Origin of the sequence: Desulfovibrio sp. (assembly GCF_019424165.1) — a bacterium.
Classification (GTDB): Bacteria; Desulfobacterota; Desulfovibrionia; order Desulfovibrionales; family Desulfovibrionaceae; genus Desulfovibrio.
Map to the genome: position 1 here is coordinate 21,135 of NZ_JAHZAA010000013.1, position 7,913 is coordinate 29,047.

At 57.2% G+C, this 7,913-nt stretch carries 9 protein-coding genes; 5 read left to right on the forward strand and 4 right to left on the reverse strand.

The window, feature by feature from the left end:
* On the forward strand, positions 1-678 hold a 678-nt coding region (locus QZ377_RS06540; RefSeq protein ID WP_291440383.1), incomplete at its 5' end, for a hypothetical protein.
* On the opposite strand, the gene QZ377_RS06545 is transcribed toward QZ377_RS06540, so the two are convergent.
* The 3 genes from QZ377_RS06545 to QZ377_RS06555 are packed head-to-tail and all read right to left on the reverse strand — an operon-like array spanning position 656 to position 4,497.
* On the reverse strand, positions 656-1,021 hold the full coding sequence (locus QZ377_RS06545) for a diacylglycerol kinase (RefSeq protein ID WP_291440384.1): 366 nt from the start codon (positions 1,019-1,021) through the stop codon (positions 656-658). The genes QZ377_RS06540 and QZ377_RS06545 overlap by 23 nt on opposite strands.
* Positions 1,022-1,062: 41 nt before the next feature.
* Positions 1,063-2,424 carry a sigma-54 dependent transcriptional regulator gene (locus QZ377_RS06550; RefSeq protein WP_291440385.1) on the reverse strand — a complete coding sequence of 454 codons (1,362 nt, stop codon included), beginning with the start codon at positions 2,422-2,424 and terminating at the stop codon, positions 1,063-1,065.
* A 51-nt stretch (positions 2,425-2,475) separates the two neighbouring features.
* Positions 2,476-4,497 carry an ATP-binding protein gene (locus QZ377_RS06555; protein WP_291440386.1) on the reverse strand — a complete coding sequence of 674 codons (2,022 nt, stop codon included), beginning with the start codon at positions 4,495-4,497 and terminating at the stop codon, positions 2,476-2,478.
* A 304-nt stretch (positions 4,498-4,801) separates the two neighbouring features.
* Between QZ377_RS06555 and QZ377_RS06560 the strand changes: the two genes are divergently transcribed.
* The 3 genes from QZ377_RS06560 (at position 4,802) to QZ377_RS06570 (ending at position 6,081) form a co-directional block, all read left to right on the forward strand.
* Positions 4,802-5,026 (forward strand): SHOCT domain-containing protein, encoded by a 225-nt coding sequence (locus tag QZ377_RS06560; RefSeq protein WP_291440387.1) that lies wholly within the window; start codon positions 4,802-4,804, stop codon positions 5,024-5,026.
* Positions 5,027-5,085: 59 nt separating this feature from the next.
* Positions 5,086-5,283, forward strand: a complete 198-nt coding sequence (locus QZ377_RS06565; RefSeq protein WP_291440388.1) for a hypothetical protein — start codon at positions 5,086-5,088, stop codon at positions 5,281-5,283.
* Positions 5,284-5,529: 246 nt separating this feature from the next.
* Entirely contained in the window at positions 5,530-6,081 is a 552-nt protein-coding gene (locus QZ377_RS06570) for a hypothetical protein (RefSeq protein WP_291440389.1), read from the forward strand.
* Positions 6,082-6,534: 453 nt separating this feature from the next.
* On the opposite strand, the gene QZ377_RS06575 is transcribed toward QZ377_RS06570, so the two are convergent.
* Positions 6,535-7,071 carry a hypothetical protein gene (locus tag QZ377_RS06575; protein ID WP_291440390.1) on the reverse strand — a complete coding sequence of 179 codons (537 nt, stop codon included), beginning with the start codon at positions 7,069-7,071 and terminating at the stop codon, positions 6,535-6,537.
* Positions 7,072-7,365: 294 nt separating this feature from the next.
* Between QZ377_RS06575 and QZ377_RS06580 the strand changes: the two genes are divergently transcribed.
* Positions 7,366-7,806 carry a universal stress protein gene (locus QZ377_RS06580; RefSeq protein ID WP_291440391.1) on the forward strand — a complete coding sequence of 147 codons (441 nt, stop codon included), beginning with the start codon at positions 7,366-7,368 and terminating at the stop codon, positions 7,804-7,806.
* The last annotated feature ends 107 nt before the right edge of the window (positions 7,807-7,913 follow it).

Sequence of the window (7,913 nt, forward strand, 5' to 3'; positions counted from 1 at the left end):
GAAGTATTTACCGGGCGTACTGCTTCACACAGCATCCTGCACTATGAGTACGAAAAAGATTATTCTGGCTCATTTTTGCGTTTTCTGACCCAAAAGATTTCCCCGAGCTATTCCTTTCATGGCATGCCGGGCAACTACATGAACCAGGAAGTTGCCTACCAGCGTCAGGGAGTGCAATATGTTTACGGACTGGAAAAGATGCAGGCCGAAGGCGTGCCTGTTGTTGCCATATGGACGGATGGTATTGCGGCTGATACGGACCTGTTTGGCTTTGCGGCGAAAAAAATACCCGCCAATGGCCCTTTTTTACACTTTATTATCACGCTGGACATGCACGTCATGGACCAGCCGGAAATGGTCTGCAATGCCCTGCAATTTCCGGATGAACCACGCAACGTCTATTACTCGCTGTGCAGACACACCGACACCGCCCTTGCCGCTTATATACGGAAACTGCCCGAAGGAACCACTGTGGCCATATGGGGCGACCACAGATCGTATACCTGCGATGCCTCCGGCTATATTCCCTTTCTGCTTTTCGTTACAGGGCAGTCACATCCTTGTGTGCATGAATCTTCCCCGCCATTGAACAGAAGTAAAATGTATCACTATCTGCAAAGAAATTTCGGGCAGCTTTTTGCTCAAAAAACACCGGCTACAGCAAAACAAGGGCAATAAGCAGCAATACATTGCAGAACAACGCCATTAGAACCGCCATTGAACCTTTATCTTTGGCATTTTTTATCAGTTCGGAATATTCGCTGCTGACAAGATCACACACATCCTCAATGGCGGAATTCAGCAATTCCACAATAAGGATCAAGAGATATGAGCCTGTCAGCAAAAATTTTTTCCAGAGGGGCCACGGCACTACAAGCAGGACAAGAACAAGCACGGCCAAGCCCGCCAGCTCCAGACGAAAAGCCTCTTCCTTGGTCAGGGCCGCGCGGAATCCCGCCACTGAATAACGCGTTGCCCCGACACAGCGCCTGTAAAGTACATCGCATATTTTTTTCAGCATGGCAGTCCTTTATGAGGAGCGCGGCCCACGGCAGCGCTCCGCTACTTCCCATCCCCGAGTTTCGATAAAAGAGTCTTGCGGTTGATGCCAAGACGCCGCGCGGCCTCGCTCTTGTTGCCGCCCACCTGCTCAAGCGTATCCTGCACGGCCAGGCGCTCGATTTCTTCCAGCGTCATGTTGGCAAAATCCAGCCGTGCCGGACGCGTATTTTCCTCTTCCACGTCCAGAATGGTGGGCGGCAACTCACGCTCACTGATGTATTCTCCCACCAGCAGCACCACAGCACGTTCCACGGCATTTTCCAGTTCCCGCACGTTGCCGGGCCAGTTGTGCTTGAGCAGCCTGTCCATGGCGGCAGGGGTAAAACCCTTGACCGTTTTGCCGTTGCGCTCGGCAAAAAGCTTCATAAAGTGCATGGCCAGCAGGGGGATGTCCTCCTGCCGGTCGCGCAGGGGCGGCAATTGCAGGGCCACCACATTGAGGCGGTAATACAGGTCCTGGCGAAAACGCCCCTCGTCCACCTCCTGCGCCAGATCCTTATTGGTAGCTGCCAGAATGCGCACGTCCACCTTGAGGTTCTGGTCGCCCCCCACACGCTGCAGTTCGCGCTCCTGGATCACCCGCAACAGCTTGACCTGCATGGACAGCGGGATTTCGCCGATTTCGTCCAGAAAAATCGTGCCTTTGTTGGCCGCCAGAAAACGTCCTTCACGACGTTTTTCCGCGCCGGTGAACGCGCCTTTTTCATGGCCGAACAATTCGGATTCCAGCAGGGTTTCTGTCAGCGCGGCACAGTTGACGGCCACATAAGGCCCCTTGCTCCTGCCGCTGTTGGCGTGGATCAACCTGGCGATAACCTCCTTGCCCGTGCCGGATTCACCCGTGATAAGCACAGTGGCTTCTGAGGGCGCAATGGCCGAAACCAGACCCAGCATCTGGCGCATGGCCGGGCTTTGACCGATGACATCGCGCGAATCCACGTTGGCCGCCAGTTCATGCCGCAAGGCGCGCACTTCGTCCCGCAGGCTCGCATGGTCAAGGGCGCGCTCCAGAGCCAGTTTGAGAGCGTCAAAAGCCAGCGGTTTGGTAAGATAATCATATGCCCCGGCCTTGAGGGCCTCCACAGCGTTGGCCACATCGGAATAGGCCGTCATGATCAGTACGGGAATGGCCGGGTTATAGCCCTTGATGGCGCGGGTGGCCTCGATGCCGCTCATGCCCCCCATGCGCACGTCCATGAGGATAAGATCAAAAGGGCTTTCCTGGCACAGGGCCACGGCTTCTTCGCCATTGTCCACGGTGACAGGGGCATAGCCCCACTCTTCCAGCAGGGCGCGCAGCATTTCGCGGTGATTGTGGTCGTCGTCTACCACCAGCAGCTTTACGGCCGATTTTGCAGTCATTTCATCTTCCTTGGGCAGCTTGAATATGTCGTTATTTTTTGTCTGAAACGTTTATCCGCCCGCCGGAGCAGCATCCCTGCCCCGCACCGGCAGCTCAAGAGTAAATTCCGTACCCCGGCCAGGCGCAGAGGTCACACTGACATTGCCGCCGTGGCCTTCAACAATCTGGTGCACAATGGCAAGGCCAAGACCCGTGCCTGAAGGCTTGGTCGTAAAATAGGGCGTAAAAATGGCCGCCTGAATGTCTCTGGCAATGCCCGGCCCGTTATCGGCCACCGTGATGCAGAAGGTCTGCCCGCCGGAGCAGAGGCGCGCGCCCACGCGCAATTCGCCGCCCTCGCCCATAGCCTGCGCAGCGTTGAGAAAAAGATTAAGCAGAGCCTGGGTAAGCCGCTCGGTATTGATGCGCACAGACGGCAGGCCCGACGGCACATCAAGAACCACATGAATATGCCGTGAGCGCATATCGGCCTCTGCCAGCCGCAGCGCACGGTCGATCACCTCGGCAAGGTCGGCTTCAGCCGTATTGATGGCTCCGGGTCGGGCAAATTCCAGCAATTCAGACACCACACGGTCGAGCCTGTCCACTTCGTCAATCATGCGCTGCGCGGCTTCTTCTTCGCGGCCGCCGGGCAACATTCGCTTGGCTATATACAGGGCCACCCCCTTGATGGTGCTCAAGGGATTGCGCACCTCGTGCGCCACGCCCGCCGCCAGATGCCCCAGGGCGGACAGCCGGTCGTTGCGCTGTGCATCGGCCTGCAGGCGTTTCACCTCGGTTATGTCCCTTAAAATGAACACGTTGCCGAGAAACACGCCATCCTGATTGTGCATGGATGCCGCGCTAAGGCTGATGACGGCCCCCGCGCGGCCCGTAGTAAGCGCGCACTCGCGCTCAAGCACCTTTTGCCCGCCGGCCAGCTCCGCCACAAGGGCGCTCCAGTCCAGGCCGGGCAGACTGGTCAGGGGCGCGTACACAGCCATATTCCTGTCCAGTTCAAACATGCCCAGGGCCGTGTCATTGACCATGGCGACCCTGCCGTAAGGATCACTGGTGAGAAGCCCCAGAGGCAGATTGGCAACGACCTCCGAAGCCATGGCCCGGGAGTCGCGCAGCATACGGCGTGAACGGCGATAGTTGTGCGCCCAGAACAGGGAAACAAAACCGGCAAGCCCCAGGGCCGCAAGAAGGGCCGCCGAGGTGAGGTTATGGCGCAAATCTGCTGCCAGAGCCGCCTCAAAAGGCTTGAGGTCAAGCCCGATCACCACCACACCCATGGGTTGCCGGACCTGTTCATGTTGCCACTGTCCTTCCGCGCCGCCAGGCATGACGCCTGGTCCGGAGGCAGACATGCCGCCGTGCCTGCCATCCGGCATAGACCGCATGGAGCCGGGCGGGTTCATGTCTTTCAGGGTCATGGGGCCATGCAGCACGCCTGTGCCGCCCATGCCGCGCCCGCGCCCCATATGTTGCCCATGCCCGCGCATGGGCATGGGCATGGGTATGGGGCGCACATCAGCCAGCGGCACAAAAGCCCGGTAAACCTCAAAAACCTTTTTGCCTTTCCACTGGCGTATGCGCCAGGCGGGCTTTTCTGTGACCTGCACTCCGGTGGGCATAATGAGGGCCAATGCCCGCTCGCCGGGCTGCACGCCCGCCGCTTCTCGCGGAGATGTATTTTCGCGCTCTGGCCGGCTTCTGTCCCTGTTACGCACAGGCACGCTGTAAGCAAGCATTTTGCCTTCATCGCTGGCTACAGCCATAAAAACAATGCCGGGCTGCTTGGCGGTTTCCGTCAGCAAGGACTGAAGACCGTCAGTTGTACCCAACGTACCCAACGGCGTGCACAGGCCCGTACGCGCCCCGGCTTCCAAGGCCCAGATGAGGGCTTCGGCCCTGTCTATGAGGTTCTGTATCATATATGTCTTGCCGCGCTGATTGCTGCGCACCGCAAGCGCGGTGATGGCAAGACCGAGAATGATGGCCATGCCGACCACCATCCAGGGTGAAAGGCCTAGATGCAGGGCGCGCAGGCCCCTGGCGGAAAACAGTCTTGAAACTCTGCTTTTCATGGGTCTTCCTTTGTTTCAGGATGACTGTATTATGTATTTTTTACCCACCTGGTCAAGCCCAGAGGTAAAAATTGGACAGTCGCCGCCAAATGTGAGTAAAAATCGGACAACGCCCCAAAATGCCGTCAAGGCAGCATACACGCGTTATTGCAATAACATATACTAATTACTATGTTTTATGCAAAACATGCCATGTTGGCACGACCTTTGCCTTATAAGAGCCAAGACAGCGCGAAGCGCAAACCGGTGACAGCGCCACCCCGCCTGGGTGCAGGCGCGCCCGGCCTCACCGGGAGGACACAAAATGCATACTTGTTATTTTCAGAATTTTTTCGGCTGGGGCGGCGGCTGGTTGGGAATGTTTCTTACAATCACGGTACTCGTACTGGCGGTCTGCCTTGTAAGCCGCCTGCTGAGCAAAAAACGGTGCAACTTTGACCGGCGTGATTCGCTGAACATACTGAAGCACCGTCTGGCATCCGGCGAAATAACGCAGGAAGAATACGAAAAGCTTAAAAACGTGATCTGACCGCTTCTTCCATAAAAGCGGAGCAAGACCACGAATATATACAAGACAAGGAGTTCATCATGAAAACCACAACCTTCAAGCCTTCCATTCTGGTAGCATCCCTGGCCTTTGTTTTCGTCATGGCCCTCACCGTCCTGCCCACGCAGGCCCAGACCGGCGCAAGCTCCAGCACTGCCTCTCCCTGGTGCGGCAACGGCAGCGGTCACGGCGGGTACGGTCCCCACGGTCCCCATGGCGGAGGTCACATGGGCCGGTAAGCCCAGGAGCTGACGCCACAAGGACAACACATGAGACACCCTAAAACATATGTTCTTGGCAGAAAAATCCTGCAACAGCGGCGTCACTGTCCGGCTGCGGCGGCCATCGGGGGCCGGGCCTGCACGACAGAAAAGGCACATACGGCCCCCGGAATTTACCCGGACTTTACAGGCGCTCAGCGCTGAAAAGCCCCCCAAAGCAAACAAAAACCCTCGGCTCAGCCCGAAATCATAAAGGATACCACCATGAAGACATCCAAAATAGCTTCCACCACCGCGGCTCTTGCTCTTGTGGCCCTGCTTGGCACCGCCGGCATAGCCAGCGCCCAGCACGGCAACCCCTCCGGTCCTCACATGGGCCCGCACATGAACATGACCACAGAACAGATGAACGCCATGGACAGCATCCATAAGGAATTCGGCCCCAAGATGCAGCCCCTGCTGCAGCAGAAGTACGGCAAGCAGGCCGAGATCAACGCCCTGCTCTATCAGGGAGTAAAGGCCGATGATCCCAGAATTCAGGCCCTGCAGAAAGACGTGAAGGATGTGGACGGCAAGCTGTACCAGCTTGATGCCGCCATGCGCAAGCAGATGCAGGACAAGGGCTTGCCTTACATGGGCGCTCACGGCATGGGACGCGGCATGATGGGCGATTGCCCCGGCATGAGCGGGCGCGGCATGGGACGCGGCATGGGCCACGGCGGCCAGGGCATGCACGGCCAGGGTCACGGTATGGGCCATGGCACGCACGGCACCATGGATCAGAATGCCGCTACCCCTGACGCCAAGCAGAACTAAAACAGCCCCTTTATTTAGAGCCTCCTTGCAACCCCAAACCCTCCAGCCGTCGGGCGGTTGTTACACCCAGCCGCCCGGCGCCGGAGCAGCGCAAGTTGCCTGCGCGTCCTCCGGCGAAAACCATAAGCCCTTTTCCTGAAAAACATCTCTTCCCAAACAGATGTTCCCGCAGCAGACTTCCCCCATGCGGCCGGGGCTGAACGACCCGCAAAAGACGCCCCGGCCGAAACAGAACACGCAGAACATACCCACACTCCAAGACATGAAAAGGCCGTGAATCCCTGAAATTCACGGCCTTTTCATTTGCAAAGCAGAAAGCCAGAACAGCTCTGTAGCGCCGCATGCGGTACGGCGCGCCGCATCGCGGCAGGCTGCCTGCCTGAAAACGCGTCTTCAGACAGGGAATATCCTTGAAATACAGTCTGCTTCAAGGACAATCTGCTCTAAACCTTTCTAAGCGTTATAATCACCACGGTTGAATTTGAACTTTTCTGTGGCGGCAAGCACCTCCAGATTGTTCACCAGGGTATCCAGGCCGGGGTTTTGCCCGCGCAGGCCCGCGGTATTTTCTTTCAGGGCGCTTACCTGTCCGTCAATGCCCTGCAACAGGGCATATGCCTCGCGCAAAGAGCCTCCCCTGCCGGCATCACCCAGGGTGCTGACGTAAGAGTCCCACATATCAAGAGTACCCGAAGCCTGGGTAAAAGCTTCGCGCAGCACATCCTCATGCGGGTCCACGTCATTGTTTTCGCCGGTAACGCCCAGCAGCATCTGGCTTATCATGGAAGCCTGCGATGCCTGGGCCGCCTGCATGCCCTGCCCGCCGGAAACGGTTCCGGCGGAAGAGAAGGTCCCTGCGCCGCCCAGCCCAAGCTGCTCGGCCAGAGCGGCTTCAAAACCGGCTCCCTGCCCGGCGGGCTTGTGGGCCGTACCGGCGGACTGCTCCTGCTGGCGCAGCAGGGCTGCCAGTTGTTCGTTATTAATCTTCATGTCGCCTCCAGGGTTGGCGTTCCGCATTTTGCCGCATTTAATGCAAAAATGCTGCCAAGGCTCTTCCAGCCTTAATTACCTGTTTTTATGGCATCCCCTTGCACCGGAAGAGGAAAATTTTTCCGCACGCCAAACATATGCCCTGCGAAATGTCTTGTCTATTGCTGTAAAAAAACCTAAAATTTCACAAAGATCACCGTCAGCAGTCCTGAAACCGCCGCACGGCGGCAAAACATGGTTGTGGAGACTGTATCTTTACTAACCTTAGCATCCCACGGGGAACAGGAGCTTGCCATGAAGGAAATCAAAAAGATTCTTTGCGCGGTAGACCTCTCCGAACACAGCAAGGATGTGGCCGAATATGCAGTTCTGCTTGCGAAGGGCTTTAACGCAAGTGTTGTGGTTGTTTACACTGCGCCTTCGCTGAGTCAGTATGTGGGCTTTCATGTGCCCCCCAACACCATCGAAAACTTTGTGGGCGAAATAGTGTCCGGCGCCGAAAAATCCATGGAATCTTTCGTAGCCGAAAATTTCGCCGGAGTCGAATCCACTGGCAAGGTTCTCATCGGCTACGCGGCTGAAGAAATTCTGGCGCACGCACATGAGGAAAAAGTAGACATCATCGTTATGGGAACCCACGGCCGCAAGGGCATTGACCGCATTCTTTTCGGTTCGGTAGCCGAAAAGGTGGTAAAAAACGCCGATATGCCCGTGCTGACAGTGCGTCCCAGCTAGGCAGCCGAAGCCCTTTGCCCCGCCTTCACGCAGACGGCGCGAGTACACGGCAGTGCTGCGCATCTTTGCCGCAGAATGTCCCACCCGGGCCGCGTCTCCATACAGGG